The organism is Shigella dysenteriae (genome assembly GCF_022354085.1).
GTDB classification, from domain to species: Bacteria; Pseudomonadota; Gammaproteobacteria; order Enterobacterales; family Enterobacteriaceae; genus Escherichia; species Escherichia coli.
The window spans coordinates 243,364-267,197 of sequence record NZ_CP055055.1 but is presented as its reverse complement, the minus strand read 5'-3'; the positions used below and the strand labels follow the sequence as shown (position 1 = coordinate 267,197).

The window sequence follows — 23,834 nt, the reverse complement described above, 5'->3', positions numbered from 1 at the left end:
TCTGTTCTGGCTTACGCCACCGTTAACTGCCCGGCGTAGAGAATGAAAAAGCGCAACATCAACACGCCGACCAGGCTGGCTCCACACGCCGCCAGCACGGCAGGAATGCCGGAACTGCGATTGACCCACGGTTTGAGCAACATTGGCACAATCAGCCCCAGCCCGGCGACACCAAGCCAGAACCACCACGTCCAGAAACCGCCGCCCAATGCCGCCACCAGCGCACGCACTTTACCGTCATCGCCCAAGGCCAGACCGACAAAAAACGCCACCAGCAGGAAGATTTCACCCCATACCACGGGGATTTCCATACGGTGTACAAACTGCGCTTCCGTGGAATGCGGGTTACTGCGTTGGCGTATCGCCATGGCGATCAGTGCCACCGCCGCACCGGACGAGATGCCGGAGAAGAGGAACAGCACCGGCAGGATCGGGTTATTAAGGAACGGATACGATTTCAGCGCCGACAGCAGAAAACCGGTATAAGCCCCCAACAACACCGCCAGCACCAGCATCAATGTTTCCAGTCCGCGATGAACGGGCGTCAGCAGGCTCAGAACCTTTTGCACGATCCCCAGCTTCGGCAACCAGCGTTGTTGCAGGGCAAGCAAATCATGTTCAAAGATTTTCGCCAGCCACAGCACCAGCACCACCATGTAAAGCTGAAACAGCATCACCCCCATCGACATCACCGAGGTAAAACTGTAGTGGAACATCAGCTTCCAGAAGGTCCACGGTCTTGTCAGGTGGAAGACGAGGATCAACAGACCGAGGATCACCGCGCCAGGTCCGACAATCAGCGTGGTGCGCAGCAACGTGCTGTCTGCACCGCCCGCCTGCGGGTAGAAGCGACGTAACAGCACAGCCAGCGTCACCAAACCAGCAGAAATACCAATCAAAAACAGGTAGATGGCAATCGGCCAGTCCCACACCAGCGATTCAAAATGAAATGCGGAAGTCTGCGTCATTGGCTCACCTCCCCGTATTTAAACGGTACGCGGTACAGCTTCGGTTTGGTTCCCAGCGCCAGCTTGTAGCGGTAAGTAGGCTTCTGGCGCAGCAGTTGCGAAATCTCACTGTTAGGATCGTCCAGATTGCCAAACGTCAGCGCCTTCGTCGGGCAAGCCTCAACGCACGCGGGCAGCTTACCGGCCTGCAAATTGGTCTTACGGCAGAAATCGCATTTGTCCGCCGTCTTCGTGACCGGATGGATAAAGCGCACGCGGTACGGACAGGCGGCGATGCAGTACTGACAACCGACGCAGAGATCAGGATTAACATCGACAATCCCGCTAGCGGCATCACGAAAAGACGCACCGGTCGGGCAGACGTCAACGCACGGCGCATGATCGCAGTGCTGGCAAGACTTACGGAAGAAGCGATATTTCACATCAGGAAATTCGCCCTGCGGCTCGCTACGAATAATCGTCAGGCGCGAGACGCCTTCCGGCACCTTGTTCACTTCCCGACAAGCATCCATACAGGCGGTACAGCCGATGCATAACGACTCGTCATGCACCATGCCGTAACGCACCCCATTGATATTCAACGTTTTCGCCACCACGCGTCCTGCGGTGCCGCTGACGGCTGCCAGCACGCCGACGCCGGTGAGAAACTGGCGACGAGACCAGGTCATGGCTGCTCCTTAAGCAACGGAACAGACGCCGGGTTAAAGTTCGGATTGGTGCGCTGATCGCTGTGGCAATCGACGCAAATCTTAATCCGTCCTTTGTCACTTAACGTCTGCATCGTATCTTGCTGTGGATGCAGGGAATGGCAGCTGGCGCACGCCACTTTGGTTACGTGGACATCGTGCGGCCAGAACGCTTTTTGCAACTGTTCCGGCAGATGGCAGGACATACAGACGCTGTTCTGCTCTCCAACCTTGTACATCGGCTCGTTAAAGCGCATCACATCTTTCACCCCTTCGCGGTGTTGCGGTGATGGCTGGCCGTGACAGTTGGTGCAGGTGACCGGCAGTTTGTTATTCGGGTTGATAACGGAAGCATGTTTGCCATGCATACCTTCGGTATCTGGCTTATGACAGTCCAGACAGGCGGCATCCGGGTTACGCTGCTGGGTAACTTCGTAGCGATCATCAGATGCCTGCGCCGCAGGGGTAGCGGTAATTCCGTTCAGGCTCCACAACAGGCCCGACGCCAGCACCCCGGCAGTTAATAACGAACGTAATACGCTCATATTCACTCCATTGTGTTTTCCGCCCCTTGCGAGGCGGAACGGGGTTATTGGCTTAACAGACCGTTTTTACGTGCCTGCTCTTCCCACTGCGGGATCACCGTTTTGATGAAGTCCTGCTTCTCGGCCTTGATTTGTTCCATGTTCAGGCCAATGGCCTGCTGGGCTTTCTCTTTGGTCGAGATATCCGGGATCTGGATTTCATGGGTGATGCCTTTGGTCGCCAGCAGGCGCGCCAGTTTGGTGCGTGCATCCGCCGCTTTATCCATCGCAGTACCGAGCATCCTCAGACCTTCTTCCGGTGCGTGCATATGAATGCCGTGGGAAGCAATCGCCAGATCCCAACGCCACTGGGCATGACGGATATCGTCCTGAATCGGCTTCATTTCGGCTTCCGTCGCACCTGCGTCCAGCGCCGCTTTCGCTTCGAAGTGAGCGTGAACCAGTTGATCTTCAACCTTGATTTTCAGGTCGTTAATCGACTGCTTACGTTCCGCAACCACTTTTTGCAAGGCAGCTTTGTCCTGGGTATGGCAGTTCGCACAAGTCTGGGCGAAGTTATCAAACGGATTACCAATTTTATGGTCGGTGTAGAGTTTGCCTTCGGCGTTCTGCACTTTTGGCATATGGCAGTCGATACAGGTCACGTTGTTTTTACCGTGAATGCCCGCTGTCCAGGTTTCATATTCCGGGTGCTGCGCTTTCAGCATTGGCGTTTTCGACAGGGAGTTAGTCCAGTCAGAGAAGGCAATTTTGTCGTAATACTGCTCCATATTTTCGACTTTCATGCCGTCATCCCACGGGAATTTAACCGCTTTGTTTTTGCCGTCGAAGTAATACTCCACATGGCACTGACCGCAAACCATCGATTGCTGGTCGAAACGTCCGGCTTTCTCAAAAGGTTTACCAATGGCTTCCATCGCGCGAGCCGCATACGGACGGGAAAGGGTTAACTCCGGTTTGCCTTTGGCGAACTCTGGAGAGGCGGTGTTATGGCAATCGGCACAACCTAAGTTGTTGACGATTTCCGGGCCGCCGCGCGCCCATTTACCGTGGAAGTAGCCATCTTCGCCGTCTTTCTGGATCAGACGCGCCACATCCGGGCTTTTACAACTCCAGCACGCCATCGGTAGCGGACCATCTTCAGCGTTTTTCGGCGCACCGGTACGCAGGGTTTCACGCACATCGGTCACAGCAAAGGCATGTCCACGCGGCTTGTTGTAATCGCGCGAGAAGGGATACCCCGCCCACAGGATCACCAGCCGTGGATCTTCCGCCAGGGCGTCAACACGCTCTGACTGTTCCGAGGTGGCTTTCCAGGAGAGATATTGATCGGGATGCTGCGGGGCAAAGGTTTCATTCTTCGCTTCCACAGTTACAGGTTTTGCGGGAGCAGCCGTTTGTTCAGCGTGAACAGAAGTGAAAAAGAAAAAAGGAATCAATAAGCTGAAGATACGGCGTGCGTTTATTTTTATCCTTGTCATAGGGGCTTCATCCGAATTGCGCCATTGTTGCAATGGCGGTTTTTATTGTTTTTCACGACAGTAACCGCACCTACACTGTCATGACATTGCTCGCCCCTATGTGTAACAAATAACCACACTGTGAATGTTGTCTTTAATCAATTGTAAGTGCATGTAAAATACCACTTTAGAGTTAGTCAGTATCTTCCTCTTTTTCAACAGCATGCATAACTGCATGTTCCTCAAAGAATTAATCAACTTTTGTTGCTGACCTTCAAAAATTACCCTGCCGTTTATTTGCACAATTCTACTTTTGCGTGATCTGTCGCCCAAATACTAAACAAAACTGCCAATACCCCTACATTTAACGCTTATGCCACATATTATTAACATCCTACAAGGAGAACAAAAGCATGAGTCAAATTCACAAACACACCATTCCTGCCAACATCGCAGACCGTTGCCTGATAAACCCTCAGCAGTACGAGGCGATGTATCAACAATCTATTAACGCACCTGATACCTTCTGGGGCGAACAGGGAAAAATTCTCGACTGGATCAAACCGTACCAGAAGGTGAAAAACACCTCCTTTGCCCCCGGTAATGTGTCCATTAAATGGTACGAGGACGGCACGCTGAATCTGGCGGCAAACTGCCTTGACCGCCATCTGCAAGAAAACGGCGATCGTACCGCCATCATCTGGGAAGGCGACGACGCCAGCCAGAGCAAACATATCAGCTATAAAGAGCTGCACCGCGACGTCTGCCGCTTCGCCAATACCCTGCTCGAGCTGGGCATTAAAAAAGGTGATGTGGTGGCGATTTATATGCCGATGGTGCCGGAAGCCGCGGTTGCGATGCTGGCCTGCGCCCGTATTGGCGCGGTGCATTCGGTAATTTTCGGTGGCTTCTCGCCGGAAGCGGTTGCCGGGCGCATTATCGATTCCAACTCACGACTGGTGATCACTTCCGACGAAGGCGTGCGCGCCGGGCGTAGTATTCCGCTGAAGAAAAACGTTGATGACGCACTAAAAAACCCGAACGTCACCAGCGTAGAGCATGTGGTGGTACTGAAGCGTACTGGCGGGAAAATTGACTGGCAGGAAGGGCGCGACCTGTGGTGGCACGACCTGGTTGAGCAAGCCAGCGATCAGCACCAGGCGGAAGAGATGAACGCCGAAGATCCGCTGTTTATTCTCTATACCTCCGGTTCTACCGGAAAACCAAAAGGCGTACTGCACACTACCGGCGGTTATCTGGTGTACGCGGCGCTGACCTTTAAATATGTCTTTGATTATCATCCGGGCGATATCTACTGGTGCACCGCCGATGTGGGCTGGGTGACCGGACACAGTTATTTGCTGTACGGCCCGCTGGCCTGCGGCGCGACCACGCTGATGTTTGAAGGCGTACCGAACTGGCCGACGCCTGCCCGTATGGCACAGGTGGTGGACAAGCATCAGGTCAATATTCTCTATACCGCGCCCACGGCGATTCGCGCGCTGATGGCGGAAGGCGATAAAGCGATCGAAGGCACCGACCGTTCGTCGCTGCGCATTCTCGGTTCCGTGGGCGAGCCAATTAACCCGGAAGCGTGGGAGTGGTACTGGAAAAAAATCGGCAACGAGAAATGTCCGGTGGTCGATACCTGGTGGCAGACCGAAACCGGCGGTTTCATGATCACCCCGCTACCTGGCGCTACCGAGCTGAAAGCCGGTTCGGCAACACGTCCGTTCTTCGGCGTGCAACCGGCGCTGGTCGATAACGAAGGTAACCCGCTGGAAGGGGCTACCGAAGGTAGCCTGGTGATCACCGACTCCTGGCCGGGTCAGGCGCGTACGCTGTTTGGCGATCACGAACGTTTTGAGCAGACCTATTTCTCCACCTTCAAAAATATGTATTTCAGCGGCGACGGCGCGCGTCGCGATGAAGATGGCTATTACTGGATAACCGGGCGCGTGGACGACGTGCTGAACGTCTCCGGTCACCGTCTGGGGACGGCGGAGATTGAGTCGGCGCTGGTGGCGCATCCGAAGATTGCCGAAGCCGCCGTAGTAGGTATTCCGCACAATATTAAAGGTCAGGCGATCTACGCCTACGTCACGCTTAATCACGGGGAGGAACCGTCACCAGAACTGTACGCAGAAGTCCGCAACTGGGTGCGTAAAGAGATTGGCCCGCTGGCGACGCCAGACGTGCTGCACTGGACCGACTCCCTGCCTAAAACCCGCTCCGGCAAAATTATGCGCCGCATTCTGCGCAAAATTGCGGCGGGCGATACCAGCAACCTGGGCGATACCTCGACGCTTGCCGATCCTGGCGTAGTCGAGAAGCTGCTTGAAGAGAAGCAGGCTATCGCGATGCCATCGTAACCCACAATTGCCGGATGCGAGTCGGTAACGGTTTGTAGGCCTGATAAGACGCGACAGCGTCGCATCAGGCATTGATTGCCGGATGCGGCGTATAACGCCTTATCCGGCCTACATTCGGCAAGGGTTACCCGAGCGTTAACCTTCTCCCATAAGGGAGCGGGAATTAAAACAATCCCTACATTACCTCTGGAGAATCTGTGATGAATGGTACGATTTATCAGCGGATAGAAGACAATGCGCATTTCAGGGAGTTAGTCGAAAAACGGCAACGGTTTGCCACCATCCTGTCGATTATTATGCTGGCAGTTTATATCGGCTTTATTTTACTGATCGCCTTCGCGCCCGGCTGGCTGGGCACCCCGCTGAATCCGAACACCAGCGTCACACGCGGTATTCCAGTCGGTGTTGGGGTAATAGTGATCTCCTTTGTTCTCACTGGTATCTACATCTGGCGGGCGAACGGCGAATTCGACCGTCTTAATAATGAAGTCCTGCATGAGGTACAAGCATCATGAAAAGAGTTCTGACGGCGCTTGCCGCCACACTCCCTTTCGCAGCTAACGCCGCGGATGCTATTAGCGGGGCCGTAGAGCGCCAGCCAACGAACTGGCAGGCGATTATTATGTTCCTGATTTTCGTCGTGTTTACGCTCGGCATTACCTACTGGGCGTCAAAACGCGTACGTTCGCGTAATGACTATTACACCGCAGGCGGCAATATCACCGGTTTTCAGAACGGGCTGGCGATTGCCGGTGACTATATGTCCGCCGCCTCATTTTTGGGGATCTCCGCACTGGTGTTTACCTCCGGCTATGACGGCTTAATTTACTCGCTGGGCTTCCTGGTGGGCTGGCCGATCATTTTGTTCCTGATTGCCGAACGTCTGCGTAACCTGGGGCGTTACACCTTTGCCGATGTAGCCTCTTATCGTCTGAAACAAGGGCCGATTCGTATTCTTTCGGCCTGTGGTTCTCTGGTGGTGGTGGCGCTTTACCTTATCGCCCAGATGGTGGGCGCAGGTAAACTGATCGAGCTGCTGTTTGGCCTTAACTATCACATTGCAGTGGTGCTGGTCGGCGTGCTGATGATGATGTACGTCCTGTTCGGCGGCATGCTGGCGACCACCTGGGTACAAATTATCAAAGCTGTGCTGTTGCTGTTCGGTGCCAGCTTTATGGCCTTTATGGTGATGAAACACGTCGGCTTTAGCTTCAACAATCTGTTCAGCGAAGCGATGGCGGTACACCCGAAAGGTGTCGACATCATGAAGCCGGGAGGGCTGGTGAAAGATCCGATCTCCGCGCTGTCGCTGGGGCTTGGATTGATGTTTGGTACGGCTGGCTTGCCGCACATTCTGATGCGCTTCTTTACGGTCAGCGATGCCCGCGAAGCACGTAAGAGCGTGTTCTACGCCACCGGGTTTATGGGCTACTTCTATATCCTGACCTTTATTATCGGCTTTGGCGCGATCATGCTGGTCGGTGCAAATCCGGAATATAAAGACGCGGCGGGCCATCTGATTGGTGGTAACAACATGGCGGCCGTTCACCTGGCGAATGCAGTGGGCGGCAACCTGTTCCTCGGTTTTATTTCAGCGGTTGCTTTCGCCACTATCCTCGCGGTGGTTGCGGGTCTGACGCTGGCAGGCGCATCCGCGGTTTCGCATGACCTGTACGCTAACGTCTTCAAAAAAGGTGCGACCGAACGTGAAGAGCTGCGGGTATCAAAAATCACCGTACTGATCCTCGGCGTGATTGCGATTATCCTCGGCGTGCTGTTTGAGAATCAGAACATCGCCTTTATGGTGGGGCTGGCGTTTGCCATCGCGGCGAGCTGTAACTTCCCGATCATTCTGCTTTCTATGTACTGGTCGAAACTGACCACGCGTGGCGCGATGATGGGTGGCTGGCTGGGGCTGATTACCGCAGTGGTACTGATGATCCTCGGCCCGACGATTTGGGTACAGATCCTCGGTCACGAAAAAGCCATCTTCCCGTATGAATACCCGGCGCTGTTCTCTATCAGCGTGGCATTCCTCGGCATCTGGTTCTTCTCGGCAACCGATAACTCAGCGGAAGGCGCGCGTGAGCGTGAACTGTTCCGCGCGCAGTTTATCCGCTCCCAGACCGGCTTTGGCGTTGAGCAAGGCCGCGCGCATTAATCTCTCCCCTTCCCCGGTCGTCTGACCGGGGAATACTCTTCCTCTCCCAAATGCATCACCTTTTCCCATAATATTAAACAAATAAACTCATTAAAAAATGAGCGATTTTTGACAGTCGTAGAAAATGATAATGCAGAGAATATGCCTTTTCTTTCTTGTTAATTATAAGGATATTTTATGCGCTATAATGGTTTAAATAATATGTTTTTCCCTCTTTGCCTGATTAACGATAACCACTCTGTCACAAGTCCATCACATACAAAGAAAACAAAATCAGATAATTACAGCAAACATCATAAAAACACGTTAATTGACAATAAAGCCCTCTCTCTTTTCAAAATGGATGATCATGAAAAAGTGATAGGCTTGATTCAGAAAATGAAAAGAATTTATGATAGTTTACCATCAGGAAAAATCACGAAAGAAACGGACAGGAAAATACATAAATATTTTATAGATATAGCTTCATATGCAAATAATAAATGTGACGATAGAATTACGAGAAGAGTTTATCTTAATAAAGATAAGGAAGTGTCAATTAAGGTGGTATATTTTATAAATAATGTCACCGTCCATAATAATACTATCGAAATCCCACAGACAGTAAACGGTGGTTACGATTTTTCACACCTTAGCCTGAAAGGTATCGTGATTAAAGATGAAGATTTATCCAATTCGAATTTTGCAGGTTGCAGACTACAAAACGCTATTTTCCAGGACTGTAATATGTATAAAACGAATTTTAATTTCGCCATAATGGAAAAAATACTTTTTGATAATTGTATTCTCGATGACTCAAATTTCGCTCAGATAAAAATGACTGACGGAACTCTAAATTCATGCTCCGCTATGCATGTTCAATTCTACAATGCAACAATGAATAGAGCCAATATTAAAAATACCTTCCTTGATTATTCAAATTTTTAGGTAATGACTCCAACTTATTGATAGTGTTTTATGTTCAGATAATGCCCGATGACTTTGTCATGCAGCTCCACCGATTTTGAGAACGACAGCGACTTCCGTCCCAGCCGTGCCAGGTGCTGCCTCAGATTCAGGTTATGCCGCTCAATTCGCTGCGTATATCGCTTGCTGATTACGTGCAGCTTTCCCTTCAGGCGGGATTCATACAGCGGCCAGCCATCCGTCATCCATATCACCACGTCAAAGGGTGACAGCAGGCTCATAAGACGCCCCAGCGTCGCCATAGTGCGTTCACCGAATACGTGCGCAACAACCGTCTTCCGGAGCCTGTCATACGCGTAAAACAGCCAGCGCTGGCGCGATTTAGCCCCGACGTATCCCCACTGTTCGTCCATTTCCGCGCAGACGATGACGTCACTGCCCGGCTGTATGCGCGAGGTTACCGACTGCGGCCTGAGTTTTTTAAATGGCGGAAAATCGTGTTGAGGCCAACGCCCATAATGCGGGCGGTTGCCCGGCATCCAACGCCATTCATGGCCATATCAATGATTTTCTGGTGCGTACCGGGTTGAGAAGCGGTGTAAGTGAACTGCAGTTGCCATGTTTTACGGCAGTGAGAGCAGAGATAGCGCTGATGTCCGGCGGTGCTTTTGCCGTTACGCACCACCCCGTCAGTAGCTGAACAGGAGGGACAGCTGATAGAAACAGAAGCCACTGGAGCACCTCAAAAACACCATCATACACTAAATCAGTAAGTTGGCAGCATCACCAATTTTTATATGGCATACATGGCTGAGGTAAATCTTTATAAAGTAATAGCGCCATATATTAATTTATTTAGAGCCGACCTTAGCTTCTCTAAACTTGATTTAATTAACTTTGAACATGCTGATCTGTCTCGTGTCAACCTGAATAAAGCAACCCTCCAGAATATAAACTTAATTGATAGCAAACTCTTTTTTACGCGGTTAACAAATACGTTCCTCGAAATGGTTATATGTACCGGCTCTAATATGGCTAATGTTAATTTTAACAATGCCAATTTAAGCAATTGCCATTTCAACTGTTCTGTTTTAACAAAAGCCTGGATGTTTAATATCCGTCTCTATCGTGTTAATTTCGATGAGGCTAGCGTCCAGGGAATGGGCATTTCCATTCTCCGTGGGGAGGAAAATATCCCCATTGATAGTGATACCCTGGTAACACTACAGAAATTCTTTGAAGAAGATTGTACCTCTCATACTGGCATGTCACAAACTGAGGATAATATTCATGCAGTCGCTATGAAGATTACTGCAGATATTATGCAACACGCAGATTGAGGTTAAGTCGGAGAACAGCCAATGAATTGACTTTACAAGAGAGATAACTTATTTGTTTTAGAATCATGAATGTTAGCCCGAGCTAACCTGTTAAAGGTGCAAAAGATTGCACCTTTTTCAAATTACCTCGGGCCTGGTTACGTCGCTTTCGGCTTACTGATTTTCCTCAATCAACAACGCTTCAAGCAAATCGAGATCGTGCAGTAATTTTTGCAGCGTTTCGTTGCTGATCTCCCGCGTGGCGCGCAGGTGGTACAGTTCAGCACGTTCAGAACGCAATGCCGCCAGACGGAAGCGACGCTCAAGGTTCTCTTCCTGCACAGAACTTTCAACGTCGTTACGTCCATCGGCGCGACGACGCAGATTACCAATGACGCGAGAACTGACCTCCGTAAGCAGCTGGTTATCGATATTCTCTTCGGTATCCGCCGCCAGACGCTCCTCCATTTTCTGGATCGCCACAATCGCCACTTCTGCCGTTGCCGCTCGCGCAATACGTTCCTCTTTCAATTGTTGCGAATGGTCCGCGACTTCAATGTGTTGTAGCAGAATAGGCAACATCACCACGCCGACAAACAGCGAGAAGAGAATGACACCAGCCGCCAGAAACACCAGCTCATAGCGCGCCGGGAAGACGTTACCATCCGGCAAGAGCAGCGGGATAGAGAGCACACCGGCCAGAGTGATCGCCCCACGCACCCCGGCGAAAGACGCGATCAGGATTTCTCGTGTGGTCCACGAACCAAACTCCATCGGCTTCTTCTTCAGGAAGCGGTTGCTGAACTTTTTCATCGTCCACAGCCAGCCGAAACGGACCAGCATCAGCGCCGCATATATCAGAATAATATCGGTAAACAGCATCCAGATTTCGACGTTAGGGTCGATTTCTGCTGCCATCAGCGACGTCTCCAGAATACCCGGTAGCTGCAGACCTAACAGCAGGAACACCATGCCGTTAAAAACAAATTCCAGCATCGCCCAGGTGCTGTTTGCGCGCAGGCGCATTGCCAGTGGCGCACGGCGCATCACACCGGAGCGGGTGATGGTCATCCCGGCGGCAACCGCAGCGAGGATGCCGGAAACGCCAATATGTTCGGCAATCAGATAAGAAGCGAATGGCAGCAAGAACAGCAGAACAATCTGCGTCGCGGGTTCATCACCGCCCCAGCGGCTGAGGAATCGCAGCGAGCGACCATACAGCCAGCTCACAACAAAACCGGCAAGAATACCGCCAATGGCTACTTTCATAAATTCGACCGTCGCACCGCCGACGGTGAAGATCATCGTCCCCATCGCCACTGCTACGGCAAACTTCAACGACACCAGACCGGAGGCGTCATTCATCAACGCTTCGCCCTGCAAAATGCCCATGATTTTTTTCGGGATGCGCCCTTCGCCAACAATCCCGGAGAGCGCCACAGCATCGGTCGGAGAAAGTACCGCCGCCAGCGCAAAGGCGGGGATCAGCGGAATGCCCGGCACCACCCAGTAAATAAGGAAGCCAATGCCGACCACGGTGACCACCACCAGCGCCAGTGCGAGGCCGAAAATCTCTCGACCATGTTCGAGAAATTCACGGGTCGGCGTTTTCCAGCCATCAGCGAACAGCAACGGCGGGATAAACAAGACTAAAAAGAGTTCAGGATCAAACTCCACATGCAAACCAAACGTCGGCCACGCCAGTAGCGCACCGATGGCGATTTGCATAAGCGGAAGCGGGATCTGAAAGGGCATGACACGAGTGACCACCCCGGACAGCGAGACCACGAGGGTCATTATCAGTATGGTGAAGAAGATTTCCATGCGTTCCCTGTTTGCGATGTTTTTTATGATCTGAGAAAGACGTTATGCCTGAATTCTCATTTTTTCAGAATATCGCAAAAGCTCACACAATGTGCGGAGAAAATAAAAACGGGCAGCCATTGCCACCCGTTTTCAGAATCCGATGAAAGATTAGATAGCCCAGCCACCCGCATAGAAGGTCACCAGCGCCACGGCGATAACGACCGTACCGATGTTCAACTTGCGCCATTCACCGGAAACCAGACGACCAATCACCAGAGTCGCGAAGCCGATCATGATGCCTGTTACGATGTTACAGGTCAGCACGATGAATACCGCCGTAACCAGACCCGCCATCGCATCAACAAAATCAGCAAAGTCGATTTTCGCCACGTTGCTCAGCATCAGCAGGCCAACGTACATCAGCGCCGGAGCCGTTGCATACCCCGGAACGAGGTAAGAAAGCGGAGAGAGGAACAGAATCAGCAGGAACAGCACGCCAACGGTGATAGCCGTCAACCCGGTTTTACCGCCCGCCGCCGTACCTGCCGCAGACTCGATGTATACCGCTGCCGGAGCTGCACCCACCAGGCCAGAGAAAACGCTGCTCATGGAGTCAGTGGTCAGTGCTTTCCCGCCGTCGATGATCTGCCCATCTTTATCCAGCAGGTTCGCCTGGCCGGCGACAGCGCGGATAGTTCCGGTGGCATCAAATACTGCCGTCATCACCAGCGCCAGAACGCTTGGCAGGACTACAGGATTCAGCGCGCCCATAATGTCCAGGCTGCCAATCAGTGAATTGCCGTTTTCATCGCTCAATGAAGGCATGGCGAAAACGCCGGAGAAATGGACGTTAGGATCGAAGATCAAACCGACAATTGAGATACCGATAATGGTCAGCAGAATGCCACCAGGGACTTTCAGTTTTTCCAGGCCGATGATCACCGCCAGACCTACCAGTGACATAATCACCGGGAAGGTCGCGAAATCACCCAGCGCAACGGGCAGACCATCAAGCGGGTTTTTAATCACCAGACCGACACCATTAGCGGCAATGAGCAGCAGGAACAGACCGATACCGATCCCCGTGCCGTGCGCCACACCGTGCGGCAAGTTGCGCAAAATCCAGCTACGGATACCCGTGGCAGAAATGACCGTAAACAGCACCCCCATCAGGAACACGGCACCCAGCGCGACAGGTACGCTAATATGTTGCCCCAGCACCAGGCTGAATGCGGTAAACGCCGTCAGGGAGATGGCGCAACCAATCGCCAACGGCAGATTAGCCCACAGACCCATCACGATAGAACCGAGTCCGGCAACCAGACAGGTTGCAACGAAAACTGCCGCAGGCGGGAAGCCCGCTTTACCCAACATGCCTGGAACGACGATAACCGAGTAGACCATCGCCAGAAACGTTGTTAACCCGGCAACCACTTCCTGACGGACAGTGCTTCCACGTTGTGAAATTTTAAACCAGGCGTCGAGTGAACCGCCGGTACGCGCTGATGGCGTAGACATAAGAAAACATCCCCTGAGAATTTAATTTTCGTCAAGATGCGTGGCGGACAATCCCCTGCCAGCGAAACGTTATCTTCCTGCTCCAGGTTTGCGACAATTTGCTGCGTCGCAAAAAAGCAAACGTTTAGCTCCGCGCATACAAAACGGGTGGTAAAAAAAGCAAACGATTATCCGGCGATCATAGCGGCTTTTTCAACCGAAGTTTGCTGCTTTTTTCTCTTTTATTGTCTTGACGATGAAAAACCAGGCAATTGATGCGCAAACGTTATCGTCGGTGCGCAAGATTGCAGCGTTATCGAGCCGTATACCGTTCAGGATTGCGATAAAAAATCGTCTGAGATGACAAAAATATTGCGGTTAAAAAGTATACTTTTACACTGGCGAAGAAACGTCGGTGACATACAATTAAAGCATCAACACCAACCGGAACCTCCACCACGTGCTCGAATGAGGTGTGTTGACGTCGGGGGAAACCCTCCTGTGTACCAGCGGGATAGAGAGAAAGACAAAGACCGGAAAACAAACTAAAGCGCCCTTGTGGCGCTTTAGTTTTGTTCATCTTCCAGTAAGCGTGCGCCGGTACCTTCTTCTCCTAAGCGGTCGCCCGGGTTACGCAACGGGCAATCACTGCGCGAAAGGCAGCCACAACCAATACATCCATCCAGTTCGTCACGCAGCGCCACTAAGGTATGAATGCGCCGATCCAACTCTTCTCGCCATTGGGACGAAAGCTGTTTCCACTCTTTCGCACTTAACGTATGCCCTTCGGGCAACACGCCAAACGCTTCACCAATGGTCGCCAGCGGAATGCCAATACGCTGAGCAATTTTGATAATTGCGACATATCGCAACACATCACGTTTATATCGGCGCTGATTGCCGCTATTACGGACACTGGTAATCAACCCTTTGCTTTCATAGAAATGCAGCGCCGATACCGCCACACCGCTGCGTTTCGCCACTTCGCCGGGGGTTAGCAGCGCTTTAATGCGGGGTAATTTCTTTTCCATAAATCGCTTTACCTCAAGTTAACTTGAGGAATTATACTCCCCAACAGATGAATTAACGAACTGAACACTGAAAAGAGGCAGATTTATGTCCCATCAGAAAATTATTCAGGATCTTATTGCATGGATTGACGAACATATTGACCAGCCGCTTAACATTGATGTCGTCGCAAAAAAATCAGGCTATTCAAAGTGGTACCTGCAACGGATGTTCCGCACGGTGACGCATCAGACGCTTGGCGATTACATTCGCCAACGCCGCCTGTTACTGGCCGCCGTTGAGTTGCGCACCACCGAGCGTCCGATTTTTGATATCGCAATGGACCTGGGTTATGTCTCGCAGCAGACCTTCTCCCGCGTTTTCCGTCGGCAGTTTGATCGCACTCCCAGCGATTATCGCCACCGCCTGTAGTTTTATTGCCCGCGCGTTAACTCCCGCGCGGGTAATTGCTCCATCCATTGCATAAACACCTGCGGCGGCATCGCCTTCGCAAAGAACCATCCCTGGCAATAGCGCACACCGCGTTTGCGCAGCCAGTTAACCTGCTCCTCAGTTTCGACGCCTTCAGCGATCGTTTTTAACCCCAGGCTGTGCGCCAGCTCGATGATATGTTCAGCAATCAAATGACTGGTTTTATGGGTGGTCAGCGTCTCAACAAACGATTTATCGATTTTCAAAATATCGACATTCAATGATTTAAGGTTATGCAAGTTAGAGTAGCCAATACCAAAATCATCAATTGCCACTTCGTAACCGGCCTGGCGGAAAGCCAGAATAATCGGCGTCATTTTTTCGACATCAAGAAATGCATGCTCAGTCACTTCAAATTTAATTTGCTGTGGACGCACCGCGTATTGCTCTGTTTTCTGATTGGTTCGCGCTATCAACCGTGACGTATGAAAATCGGAGGCCGACAGGTTAATAGAAACATAGCGATCGGCATGTGTTGCCAAGTACGCGCCCAGATCGCGGAAGACATTATCAATAACATAATCAGTTACCTGTTCGATCATCCCCTCCTTTTCTGCCAGCGGAATAAACTCTGCCGGATTCATTACTTGCCCCTGCTCACCAGGCCAACGTAATAACGCTTCAGCACCGATACATTTTTCTGTTTTGATATCGATTATTGGCTGGTAATAAAGGCAAAGTTGATGTTTTTCGAGGGCGCGTTGCAATTTGCATTTGGGAGACAAATAGTTTTGTCGAATACGTAGCCAGAGTAATAGCAGAACAAGACTCCCCAAAATACCGGCGGGTAACGCAAAAATAAGATGATTATAAAAATGGGCTATAAGACGTTGATATGAAGTCGCAACAATGGCTGCAATTGGGCGTTTTGTCGAATAAACTGTCGCATATAAATAGCCATTTCTTTGTACGGTTAAATCCTTCAAATGAATCAGCGGAGAAAACGTTGCTGCCGAGGCCTCGTTGCTTAACGAGAAAAAGGTTTTCGTCACCGTATCATACACACCCCATTGCAATGTCGGGTCATCAGACATCACTTCACTCCAGAAGAGAGGGTTGATAACCGCCACATAATTTCCCCGCTGCATATAGGTCATTTTATAGCCAGAGAAAAAAGGCGTATCGCGGTAATAATAGATAGAAACGTTAGGTTCACGCTTATAATCGGCCGGTGCAATCGTATAGCCGTTTACAGGCGCTATCAGTGATGAGCATACAAAATGGTTATCACGGGCATAGATCAATTCATTAATATAAAGATAGCCACGAATAATATTTAACATTCGCTTTTGATGGGCTGGAGAGCAAACTTGCCCCTGATAGCGTTCTGCTGCATCGCTCACTAAATCTGCCTGGCGAATGACCAGCTCGGATTTATCCAGTGCCAGTTGAGCAAAGGTTCGGAGCTGATTATTCACTTCTGATTTTGCCCAAAGGAAGGCAATCCATAGCGAAAGAATGATGGGAAAGAGAACTAAAAAGATAATGCCCGGCAACGCCAGTAATTGGTGTCGTGCACGATGACTCATTGCTATCAATTTCCTGCCTGTTTATACCCGGCCATTGCAAGGTGAAACCCTGGCTACCGACGTCTTTAGATAAATCTTACGGTATAAATAGCACTTTTGCCTGATTTGAAATTGATACCTTTGTAATCGTCACCTGGATGAAAATAATTCATTGATATTCAAAATTAATTTTCTACAGGAATACAGAGGCGGCGGGAAGATATACCCTTAATGCCACTGAAAAACCACATAATCTGTACAGCAATAAAAGTCACGTCCTAATATGGCTAACAAACAATCAATTGTGATATAGTTCACAAAATTAATGAAACAAACAGAGTGTTTCATTTTTGTGTTCTGCAAGCCCCGCGATAGCCAGAGTGTACCACGCCTCCCGTGAACAACGCCGCGCTGTCCAGGGCATCGGCTCTTTTCAGAGGAATTGTTTGATGGCTACCCTCACCACTGGCGTGGTTCTTCTTCGCTGGCAACTTCTTAGTGCCGTAATGATGTTTCTGGCCAGCACGCTCAACATCCGTTTTCGTCGGTCTGATTATGTCGGACTTGCAGTGATCAGCAGCGGTCTGGGCGTGGTTTCCGCCTGTTGGTTCGCTATGGGGTTGCTTGGCATCACAATGGCGGACATCACCGCTATCTGGCACAACATCGAGTCGGTGATGATAGAAGAGATGAATCAGACACCGCCACAATGGCCAATGATTTTGACCTGATTTCACTTTCTTGACTTTTATCCCTTCACAAGCGGTCGATGAATAGCTTCCTCGGCCGCCCTATCATCACATATCGCACTTTCTTTTAATCAACGCTTGAAGGTGTTGTACGCTTAGCATCTTCACTATCTTCGCCACCCCCTTGCTGAATTTTATACAAATGAGCAATTTTTGATAGTTCAAAAATATGAGTAAGGCTAGGATAAAAAGAAATAAATTGCACTACCTAACGACACCGTAATATTTTCAATAATTATCAAGGAGAAGATCGTGCCGATAATATTTAGTCCAAATACATTAAAAATGGAACAATATCATGGCGACAGGGTTAAAATGGAGAAATACAATTCAAATCCATTTCAATTCAATGCAGTTTATTATACAAATATTGATGATTTTAAAAACCTCTTAAAGGACCTTATTAATACCATGACGAATGGAAAAGTCGAGTTTAATTCCGAGCAATTATCTAAACTCATGGCAGAAATAACCTCTTTCGAGTCCAATCTTGATGGAACCCCCAAAGATATAAATTTTATCTCTCAAAATGAACATCTACGCCAAACTGTATCCATCAGACAAGATGGGCTATGCACGAAAATAACACTCATTGTAGAAGAAACCCATTTTGATATAGACCATGGCGATATCTTACATGGAAAAAAATGGAGTGAAACAAGAGTGCTGCCTGAAGAATTAAACATGGCTATTGTTGTTGAAAACCTTAGAAACTTACCACACAGTTAAACAAAGTTGAGCAACATGAAATAGAGAGATTATAGAAGATATAAACCGGTACAAATTGCAAAATCAGATATTTTGTAAAATCCGGTATAATAAATTAATGAGAGTAATAATCCTTGAATATTTCAGGAGCCGAAATTCATTTTCGACTCCTGGACGCATATGTTTCGCGTTGAGAGATCTCAACACAAAAGATGCAGATTCTTAGAACGGAATATCGTCATCAAAGTCCATCGGCGGCTCGTTAGACGGCGCTGCCGGAGCGGACTGCTGCGGGCGAGACTGCGCGCCGCCGCTGAACTGATTGCCACCCTGCGGCTGCTGAGGCTGACCCCAACCACCCTGCGGCTGACCGCCACCGATATTGCCACCTGCAGGAGCGCCACCACCCTGACGACCACCCAGCATCTGCATAGTGCCGCCAACGTTCACCACAACTTCTGTGGTGTAGCGATCCTGACCAGATTGTTCGGTCCATTTACGGGTACGCAGCTGACCTTCGATATAAACCTGAGAACCTTTACGCAGATATTCGCTGGCCACTTCTGCCAGTTTGCCGAACAGCACAACGCGGTGCCATTCAGTCTGCTCTTTCATCTCGCCGGTCGCTTTATCACGCCAGGATTCGGAAGTAGCCAGCGTAATGTTGGCAACTGCGCCACCATTTGGCATGTAGCGTACTTCCGGGTCCTGACCCAGATTACCAACGAGAATAACCTTGTTTACGCCTCTGCTGGCCATGTTCGTGTCTCCTGAAAAAAAATCGTTCTGAATAAGTGTAAACGCGCGATTGTACCATTACCAATAGCGCTTTTACTATGTTGTGACCTCGGTTCCGGGAAACAAACCTGGCCAGACATTGTTACACAACACTCCGGGTAATGCATTCCAATACTGTATATTCATTCAGGTCAATTTGTGTCATAATTAACCGTTTGTGATCGCCGGTAGCACCATGCCACCGGGCAAAAAAGCGTTTAATCCGGGAAAGGTGAATGGATAAGATCGAAGTTCGGGGCGCCCGCACCCATAATCTCAAAAACATCAACCTCGTTATCCCCCGCGACAAGCTCATTGTCGTGACCGGGCTTTCGGGTTCTGGCAAATCCTCGCTCGCTTTCGACACCTTATATGCCGAAGGGCAGCGCCGTTACGTTGAATCCCTTTCCGCCTACGCGCGGCAGTTTCTGTCACTGATGGAAAAGCCGGACGTCGATCATATTGAGGGGCTTTCTCCTGCCATCTCAATTGAGCAGAAATCGACGTCTCATAACCCGCGTTCTACGGTGGGGACAATCACCGAAATCCACGACTATTTGCGTTTGTTGTTCGCCCGCGTCGGCGAACCGCGCTGTCCGGACCACGACGTCCCGCTGGCGGCGCAAACCGTCAGCCAGATGGTGGATAACGTGCTGTCGCAGCCGGAAGGCAAGCGTCTGATGCTACTCGCGCCAATCATTAAAGAGCGCAAAGGCGAACACACCAAAACGCTGGAGAACCTGGCAAGCCAGGGTTACATCCGTGCTCGTATTGATGGCGAAGTCTGCGATCTTTCCGATCCGCCGAAACTGGAACTGCAAAAGAAACATACCATTGAAGTGGTGGTTGATCGCTTCAAGGTGCGTGACGATCTTACCCAACGTCTGGCTGAATCTTTTGAAACCGCGCTGGAGCTTTCCGGTGGTACCGCGGTAGTGGCGGATATGGACGACCCGAAAGCGGAAGAGCTGCTGTTCTCCGCCAACTTCGCCTGCCCAATTTGCGGTTACAGTATGCGCGAGCTGGAGCCGCGACTGTTTTCGTTTAACAACCCGGCGGGGGCCTGCCCGACCTGCGACGGCCTTGGCGTACAGCAATATTTCGATCCTGACCGCGTGATCCAGAATCCGGAACTGTCGCTGGCAGGTGGTGCGATCCGTGGCTGGGATCGCCGCAACTTCTATTATTTCCAGATGCTGAAATCACTGGCAGATCACTATAAGTTCGACGTCGAAGCGCCGTGGGGCAGCTTGAGCGCGAACGTGCATAAAGTGGTGTTGTACGGTTCTGGCAAAGAAAACATTGAATTCAAATACATGAACGATCGTGGCGATACCTCCATCCGTCGTCATCCGTTCGAAGGCGTGCTGCACAATATGGAGCGCCGTTATAAAGAGACAGAATCCAGTGCGGTACGTGAAGAATTAGCCAAGTTTATCAGCAATCGCCCATGCGCCAGCTGCGAAGGAACGCGTCTGCGTCGGGAAGCGCGCCATGTGTATGTCGAGAATACGCCGCTGCCCGCTATCTCCGACATGAGCATCGGTCATGCGATGGAATTCTTCAACAATCTCAAACTCGCAGGTCAGCGGGCGAAGATTGCGGAAAAAATTCTTAAAGAGATCGGCGATCGTTTGAAATTCCTCGTTAACGTCGGCCTGAATTACCTGACGCTTTCCCGCTCGGCAGAGACGCTTTCTGGCGGTGAAGCCCAGCGTATCCGTCTGGCGAGCCAGATTGGTGCGGGCCTGGTTGGCGTGATGTATGTACTGGACGAGCCGTCTATCGGCCTGCACCAGCGCGATAACGAGCGCCTGTTGGGTACGCTTATCCATCTGCGCGATCTCGGTAATACCGTGATTGTGGTGGAGCACGACGAAGACGCGATTCGCGCCGCTGACCATGTGATCGACATTGGCCCGGGCGCAGGTGTACACGGCGGTGAAGTGGTCGCGGAAGGTCCACTGGAAGCGATTATGGCGGTGCCGGAGTCGTTAACCGGACAGTACATGAGCGGTAAACGCAAGATTGAAGTGCCGAAGAAACGCGTTCCGGCGAATCCGGAAAAAGTGCTGAAGCTGACAGGCGCACGCGGTAATAACCTGAAAGACGTGACGCTGACGCTGCCAGTCGGTCTGTTTACCTGCATCACAGGGGTTTCAGGTTCCGGTAAATCGACGCTGATTAACGACACACTGTTCCCGATTGCCCAACGCCAGTTGAATGGGGCAACCATCGCCGAACCGGCACCGTACCGCGATATTCAGGGACTGGAGCATTTCGACAAAGTAATCGATATCGACCAAAGCCCAATTGGTCGTACTCCGCGTTCTAACCCGGCGACCTATACCGGCGTGTTTACGCCTGTGCGCGAACTGTTTGCGGGCGTACCGGAATCCCGTGCGCGCGGCTATACGCCGGGACGTTTCAGCTTTAACGTCCGTGGCGGACGCTGCGAGGCCTGTCAGGGCGATGGCGTGATCAAAGTGGAGATGCACTTCCTGCCGGACATTTACGTACCGTGCGACCAGTGCAAAGGTAAACGCTATAACCGTGAAACGCTGGAGATTAAGTACAAAGGCAAAACCATCCACGAAGTGCTGGATATGACCATCGAAGAGGCGCGTGAGTTCTTTGATGCGGTGCCAGCTCTGGCGCGTAAGCTGCAAACGTTGATGGACGTTGGCCTGACGTACATTCGCCTGGGGCAGTCCGCAACCACACTTTCTGGTGGTGAAGCCCAGCGCGTGAAGCTGGCGCGTGAGCTGTCAAAACGCGGCACCGGGCAGACGCTGTATATTCTCGACGAGCCGACCACCGGTTTGCACTTCGCCGATATTCAGCAACTGCTCGACGTACTGCATAAACTGCGCGATCAGGGCAACACCATTGTGGTGATTGAGCACAATCTCGACGTGATCAAAACCGCTGACTGGATTGTCGATCTGGGACCAGAAGGCGGCAGTGGTGGCGGCGAGATCCTCGTCTCCGGTACGCCAGAAACCGTCGCGGAGTGCGAAGCTTCACATACGGCACGCTTCCTCAAGCCGATGCTGTAATCGTTAAGGCCGCTTTCCGAGCGGCCTTTTCCTTTCAGAGTTGCACCAGCAATTTACGTTTTTCTTCCGGCAGTAAATTCACCGCCTGCTGATAAGACGCATCCACCAGATAATAGATTTGCGAATCCGGCAGCGAACCGTCGAGATACACGGTGCTCCAGTGCGCTTTATTCAGATGGCGGCTTGGGCGCACATCGCTGTGCTGCTGACGTAGCAGCTCCGCCAGCTCCGGGCTGGTTTTCAGCGAAACAGCTGGGCGATTTTCTACTTCTTTCACCATCGCAAACAGTACATCTTCCACTTTGATCTGCGTCGCTTTCCAGTCGTTATGCACGCTCTGTTCTGCGCCTGGTTTTGCCATGCAATATTGTAGCAACTCCGAAATGGTCATTTTTTACTCCCCTTGTAGTGTCGCGATGATGCGACGCGATCCGCCGTGGATGCGATGTTCCCCCAGCCAAATGCCTTGCCAGGTGCCGGTCTGAATACGCCCTTTATGCACCGGCAATACAAGCGATGTTCCCAGCATTGAGGATTTGATATGAGAAGGCATATCGTCTGCTCCCTCATAGTCATGCTCATAATTTCCGTTGTCGGGAACGGTGCGGAGGAAAAAACGCTCCATGTCGTGGCGTACGGTGGGATCGCAGTTCTCATTAAGTGTCAGAGAGGCGGAGGTATGTTGCAGCAACAGATGCAGTAAGCCGATGTTAACGCGCGGCATATCAGCCAGCTGATTCAGAATTTCATCCGTTACCAGATGAAACCCACGAGATTTGGCGCTAAGCGTGAGCGTCTTTTGATACCACATGTGCTGCTCCTTGATAAAACTCTCTTAATCAGTTTGCAGCAAGACAGCGAAAGGATAAAGGTGTGATTAAAAAAACAGCATTCGGGAGAGTGTCACGCTCTCCCGCTCTGTCAGTATTCTGAATTGACGATCACCTCTTCACCAAACGCACCCGCTTGTGGCAAGGGTTTGTAGGTAGAGTTGGAGGCACGCAGAATGCGGATACCACGAGCGCCGACATCGCGTGCGGCGGTAATATCGTTATCGGAATCGCCATAAAAAATTCGGATATTTTTATCCTGCAGCCATTGCGATTTTGTATTTTGCCCTGGTTTATCGCCCGCAAAGATCACCGGATTCATGCTGGTGGCAGGAATATGAAAATTATCCGCCAGCGTTTTTGAAACCGTTTCTGTTTTCGTCGGGCTACGACCAGTCACAAAGAAGATCGCGTCACCGCGGCGTACATGCATATCAATCAGCTGGCGAGCGACCTCTTTTGGAATGCTGAATTCATCCCAGCCATTGTTCATTTTTTCCCAGAACACAGGATTTTTCAGATAATCTTCGCTTTCTGGCGAGAAGGTTTTTTTGCCGCGCCAGAAGCCCGGACTGGAAAAAAGTACCGTGTCATCGATATCAAACCCCACCGCCATTGGCGGACGCCCTGCGAGGCTATTTTCAATTTGTGCGACCGAAACCCAATGAATTGGTGCCTGTTCAGCAAGCCTGGCAACGTTAGTACCAGGGTTAAGCGGTGAAGGAGATGAGGCCAGGGCAACAGCGGAACTGTTTAGAGCGAACAATAAGCAAACGGCACTGATTGCCTGTGTGATCTTGCGCATATTTTTCCCTAAATAGTCAGTATGTTGAAACTTTTTATTGTGAGATTTGTTGCAAAAACTATCTGACCATAACGCCAGCTACAGGGGAAAGGAAGGATTATCTGCGTTTTTTGTGATGAAAAGCAGGATGATTATATTTAACCCAGTAAATACGCTCCTGTCTTTTTTGTAAAAAATG

General features: G+C 50.8%; 20 protein-coding genes and 2 pseudogenes. 9 read left to right on the top strand and 13 right to left on the bottom strand.

Annotation, left to right across the window (positions count from 1 at the left end; all coding sequences use genetic code 11):
- Positions 1-11 precede the first annotated feature (11 nt).
- The 4 genes from nrfD to nrfA are packed head-to-tail and all read right to left on the bottom strand — an operon-like array spanning position 12 to position 3,680.
- A complete protein-coding gene (gene nrfD / locus HUZ68_RS01380; protein WP_000195171.1) occupies positions 12-968 on the bottom strand; it encodes a cytochrome c nitrite reductase subunit NrfD in 957 nt (318 codons plus the stop codon).
- Entirely contained in the window at positions 965-1,636 is a 672-nt protein-coding gene (nrfC, locus tag HUZ68_RS01375) for a cytochrome c nitrite reductase Fe-S protein (RefSeq protein WP_000220281.1), read from the bottom strand. Before nrfC ends, nrfD begins: the two co-directional genes overlap by 4 nt.
- A complete protein-coding gene (nrfB, locus tag HUZ68_RS01370) occupies positions 1,633-2,199 on the bottom strand; it encodes a cytochrome c nitrite reductase pentaheme subunit (protein WP_001295391.1) in 567 nt (188 codons plus the stop codon). Before nrfB ends, nrfC begins: the two co-directional genes overlap by 4 nt.
- A gap of 44 nt (positions 2,200-2,243) precedes the next feature.
- Positions 2,244-3,680: an ammonia-forming nitrite reductase cytochrome c552 subunit gene (nrfA, locus tag HUZ68_RS01365; protein ID WP_000196875.1), complete on the bottom strand. Its 1,437-nt coding sequence runs from the start codon at positions 3,678-3,680 to the stop codon at positions 2,244-2,246.
- Positions 3,681-4,072: 392 nt separating this feature from the next.
- Between nrfA and acs the strand changes: the two genes are divergently transcribed.
- From acs to espX5, 4 genes and pseudogenes are all read left to right on the top strand, one after another.
- A complete protein-coding gene (acs, locus tag HUZ68_RS01360) occupies positions 4,073-6,031 on the top strand; it encodes an acetate--CoA ligase (RefSeq protein WP_000078209.1) in 1,959 nt (652 codons plus the stop codon).
- A gap of 200 nt (positions 6,032-6,231) precedes the next feature.
- Positions 6,232-6,546 (top strand): DUF485 domain-containing protein, encoded by a 315-nt coding sequence (locus HUZ68_RS01355; RefSeq protein ID WP_001296646.1) that lies wholly within the window; start codon positions 6,232-6,234, stop codon positions 6,544-6,546.
- Positions 6,543-8,192 carry a cation/acetate symporter ActP gene (actP, locus tag HUZ68_RS01350; RefSeq protein WP_000832550.1) on the top strand — a complete coding sequence of 550 codons (1,650 nt, stop codon included), beginning with the start codon at positions 6,543-6,545 and terminating at the stop codon, positions 8,190-8,192. The genes HUZ68_RS01355 and actP overlap by 4 nt, the downstream gene beginning before the upstream one ends.
- A 177-nt stretch (positions 8,193-8,369) precedes the next feature.
- A pseudogene (gene espX5, locus HUZ68_RS01345) lies at positions 8,370-9,116 on the top strand (T3SS effector pentapeptide repeat protein EspX5); the annotation flags it as partial.
- A 17-nt stretch (positions 9,117-9,133) separates the two neighbouring features.
- On the opposite strand, the gene HUZ68_RS01340 reads toward espX5, so the two are convergent.
- Positions 9,134-9,831 (bottom strand): IS1-like element IS1B family transposase gene (locus HUZ68_RS01340; protein WP_095033700.1). Its coding sequence is split into 2 segments (ribosomal slippage): positions 9,134-9,582 and positions 9,582-9,831, totalling 699 coding nucleotides; the frame shifts between segments, so codons are not numbered across the junction.
- Positions 9,832-9,883: 52 nt separating this feature from the next.
- On the opposite strand from HUZ68_RS01340, the pseudogene HUZ68_RS01335 reads away from it, so the two are divergent.
- Positions 9,884-10,438, top strand: a pseudogene (locus tag HUZ68_RS01335) (pentapeptide repeat-containing protein); the annotation flags it as partial.
- A 153-nt stretch (positions 10,439-10,591) separates the two neighbouring features.
- On the opposite strand, the gene HUZ68_RS01330 reads toward HUZ68_RS01335, so the two are convergent.
- From HUZ68_RS01330 to soxR, 3 genes are all read right to left on the bottom strand, one after another.
- Positions 10,592-12,241, bottom strand: a complete 1,650-nt coding sequence (locus tag HUZ68_RS01330) for a Na+/H+ antiporter (RefSeq protein ID WP_000402207.1) — start codon at positions 12,239-12,241, stop codon at positions 10,592-10,594.
- Positions 12,242-12,391: 150 nt separating this feature from the next.
- Positions 12,392-13,741 carry a guanine/hypoxanthine transporter GhxP gene (gene ghxP, locus HUZ68_RS01325; protein ID WP_000106882.1) on the bottom strand — a complete coding sequence of 450 codons (1,350 nt, stop codon included), beginning with the start codon at positions 13,739-13,741 and terminating at the stop codon, positions 12,392-12,394.
- A 545-nt stretch (positions 13,742-14,286) separates the two neighbouring features.
- Complete coding sequence (gene soxR, locus HUZ68_RS01320; protein WP_000412435.1) at positions 14,287-14,751, bottom strand: redox-sensitive transcriptional activator SoxR; 465 nt, start codon at positions 14,749-14,751, stop codon at positions 14,287-14,289.
- A gap of 85 nt (positions 14,752-14,836) precedes the next feature.
- Here soxR and soxS point away from each other — a divergent pair, with 85 nt between their 5' ends.
- Positions 14,837-15,160: a superoxide response transcriptional regulator SoxS gene (gene soxS, locus HUZ68_RS01315; protein ID WP_000019358.1), complete on the top strand. Its 324-nt coding sequence runs from the start codon at positions 14,837-14,839 to the stop codon at positions 15,158-15,160.
- A 2-nt stretch (positions 15,161-15,162) separates the two neighbouring features.
- Here soxS and pdeC read toward each other — a convergent pair whose 3' ends face one another.
- On the bottom strand, positions 15,163-16,749 hold the full coding sequence (gene pdeC, locus HUZ68_RS01310) for a c-di-GMP phosphodiesterase PdeC (protein ID WP_033814906.1): 1,587 nt from the start codon (positions 16,747-16,749) through the stop codon (positions 15,163-15,165).
- Positions 16,750-17,177: 428 nt separating this feature from the next.
- Here pdeC and HUZ68_RS01305 point away from each other — a divergent pair, with 428 nt between their 5' ends.
- Both HUZ68_RS01305 and HUZ68_RS01300 read left to right on the top strand, forming a co-directional pair.
- Entirely contained in the window at positions 17,178-17,459 is a 282-nt protein-coding gene (locus HUZ68_RS01305; RefSeq protein WP_001295689.1) for a YjcB family protein, read from the top strand.
- Between the two features lie 270 nt (positions 17,460-17,729).
- Positions 17,730-18,206: a hypothetical protein gene (locus HUZ68_RS01300; protein WP_001121509.1), complete on the top strand. Its 477-nt coding sequence runs from the start codon at positions 17,730-17,732 to the stop codon at positions 18,204-18,206.
- Positions 18,207-18,407: 201 nt separating this feature from the next.
- Here the strand turns inward: HUZ68_RS01300 and ssb1 are convergent, their stop codons facing one another.
- Positions 18,408-18,944 carry a single-stranded DNA-binding protein SSB1 gene (ssb1, locus tag HUZ68_RS01295; RefSeq protein WP_239594012.1) on the bottom strand — a complete coding sequence of 179 codons (537 nt, stop codon included), beginning with the start codon at positions 18,942-18,944 and terminating at the stop codon, positions 18,408-18,410.
- 254 nt (positions 18,945-19,198) lie between these two features.
- On the opposite strand from ssb1, the gene uvrA reads away from it, so the two are divergent.
- Entirely contained in the window at positions 19,199-22,021 is a 2,823-nt protein-coding gene (uvrA, locus tag HUZ68_RS01290) for an excinuclease ABC subunit UvrA (protein ID WP_000357740.1), read from the top strand.
- Between the two features lie 34 nt (positions 22,022-22,055).
- On the opposite strand, the gene HUZ68_RS01285 is transcribed toward uvrA, so the two are convergent.
- The 3 genes from HUZ68_RS01285 to aphA form a co-directional block, all read right to left on the bottom strand.
- Positions 22,056-22,412 (bottom strand): MmcQ/YjbR family DNA-binding protein, encoded by a 357-nt coding sequence (locus tag HUZ68_RS01285; RefSeq protein ID WP_000155657.1) that lies wholly within the window; start codon positions 22,410-22,412, stop codon positions 22,056-22,058.
- 3 nt (positions 22,413-22,415) lie between these two features.
- Complete coding sequence (locus tag HUZ68_RS01280) at positions 22,416-22,832, bottom strand: secondary thiamine-phosphate synthase enzyme YjbQ (RefSeq protein WP_000270375.1); 417 nt, start codon at positions 22,830-22,832, stop codon at positions 22,416-22,418.
- Positions 22,833-22,942: 110 nt separating this feature from the next.
- Complete coding sequence (aphA, locus tag HUZ68_RS01275; RefSeq protein WP_001300837.1) at positions 22,943-23,656, bottom strand: acid phosphatase AphA; 714 nt, start codon at positions 23,654-23,656, stop codon at positions 22,943-22,945.
- Positions 23,657-23,834 lie beyond the last annotated feature (178 nt).

What these genes read in the sequence shown, in the direction of transcription:
- nrfA (WP_000196875.1), bottom strand. Translation starts at nt 3,680, where the DNA reads ATGACAAGGATAAAAATAAACGCACGCCGTATCTTCAGCTTATTGATT.
- soxR (WP_000412435.1), bottom strand. Translation starts at nt 14,751, where the DNA reads ATGGAAAAGAAATTACCCCGCATTAAAGCGCTGCTAACCCCCGGCGAA.
- pdeC (WP_033814906.1), bottom strand. Translation starts at nt 16,749, where the DNA reads ATGAGTCATCGTGCACGACACCAATTACTGGCGTTGCCGGGCATTATC.
- HUZ68_RS01330 (WP_000402207.1), bottom strand. Translation starts at nt 12,241, where the DNA reads ATGGAAATCTTCTTCACCATACTGATAATGACCCTCGTGGTCTCGCTG.
- uvrA (WP_000357740.1), top strand. Translation starts at nt 19,199, where the DNA reads ATGGATAAGATCGAAGTTCGGGGCGCCCGCACCCATAATCTCAAAAAC.
- actP (WP_000832550.1), top strand. Translation starts at nt 6,543, where the DNA reads ATGAAAAGAGTTCTGACGGCGCTTGCCGCCACACTCCCTTTCGCAGCT.
- HUZ68_RS01305 (WP_001295689.1), top strand. Translation starts at nt 17,178, where the DNA reads ATGGCTACCCTCACCACTGGCGTGGTTCTTCTTCGCTGGCAACTTCTT.
- ssb1 (WP_239594012.1), bottom strand. Translation starts at nt 18,944, where the DNA reads ATGGCCAGCAGAGGCGTAAACAAGGTTATTCTCGTTGGTAATCTGGGT.
- soxS (WP_000019358.1), top strand. Translation starts at nt 14,837, where the DNA reads ATGTCCCATCAGAAAATTATTCAGGATCTTATTGCATGGATTGACGAA.
- nrfC (WP_000220281.1), bottom strand. Translation starts at nt 1,636, where the DNA reads ATGACCTGGTCTCGTCGCCAGTTTCTCACCGGCGTCGGCGTGCTGGCA.
- nrfB (WP_001295391.1), bottom strand. Translation starts at nt 2,199, where the DNA reads ATGAGCGTATTACGTTCGTTATTAACTGCCGGGGTGCTGGCGTCGGGC.
- HUZ68_RS01355 (WP_001296646.1), top strand. Translation starts at nt 6,232, where the DNA reads ATGAATGGTACGATTTATCAGCGGATAGAAGACAATGCGCATTTCAGG.
- HUZ68_RS01280 (WP_000270375.1), bottom strand. Translation starts at nt 22,832, where the DNA reads ATGTGGTATCAAAAGACGCTCACGCTTAGCGCCAAATCTCGTGGGTTT.
- nrfD (WP_000195171.1), bottom strand. Translation starts at nt 968, where the DNA reads ATGACGCAGACTTCCGCATTTCATTTTGAATCGCTGGTGTGGGACTGG.
- acs (WP_000078209.1), top strand. Translation starts at nt 4,073, where the DNA reads ATGAGTCAAATTCACAAACACACCATTCCTGCCAACATCGCAGACCGT.
- HUZ68_RS01285 (WP_000155657.1), bottom strand. Translation starts at nt 22,412, where the DNA reads ATGACCATTTCGGAGTTGCTACAATATTGCATGGCAAAACCAGGCGCA.
- aphA (WP_001300837.1), bottom strand. Translation starts at nt 23,656, where the DNA reads ATGCGCAAGATCACACAGGCAATCAGTGCCGTTTGCTTATTGTTCGCT.
- ghxP (WP_000106882.1), bottom strand. Translation starts at nt 13,741, where the DNA reads ATGTCTACGCCATCAGCGCGTACCGGCGGTTCACTCGACGCCTGGTTT.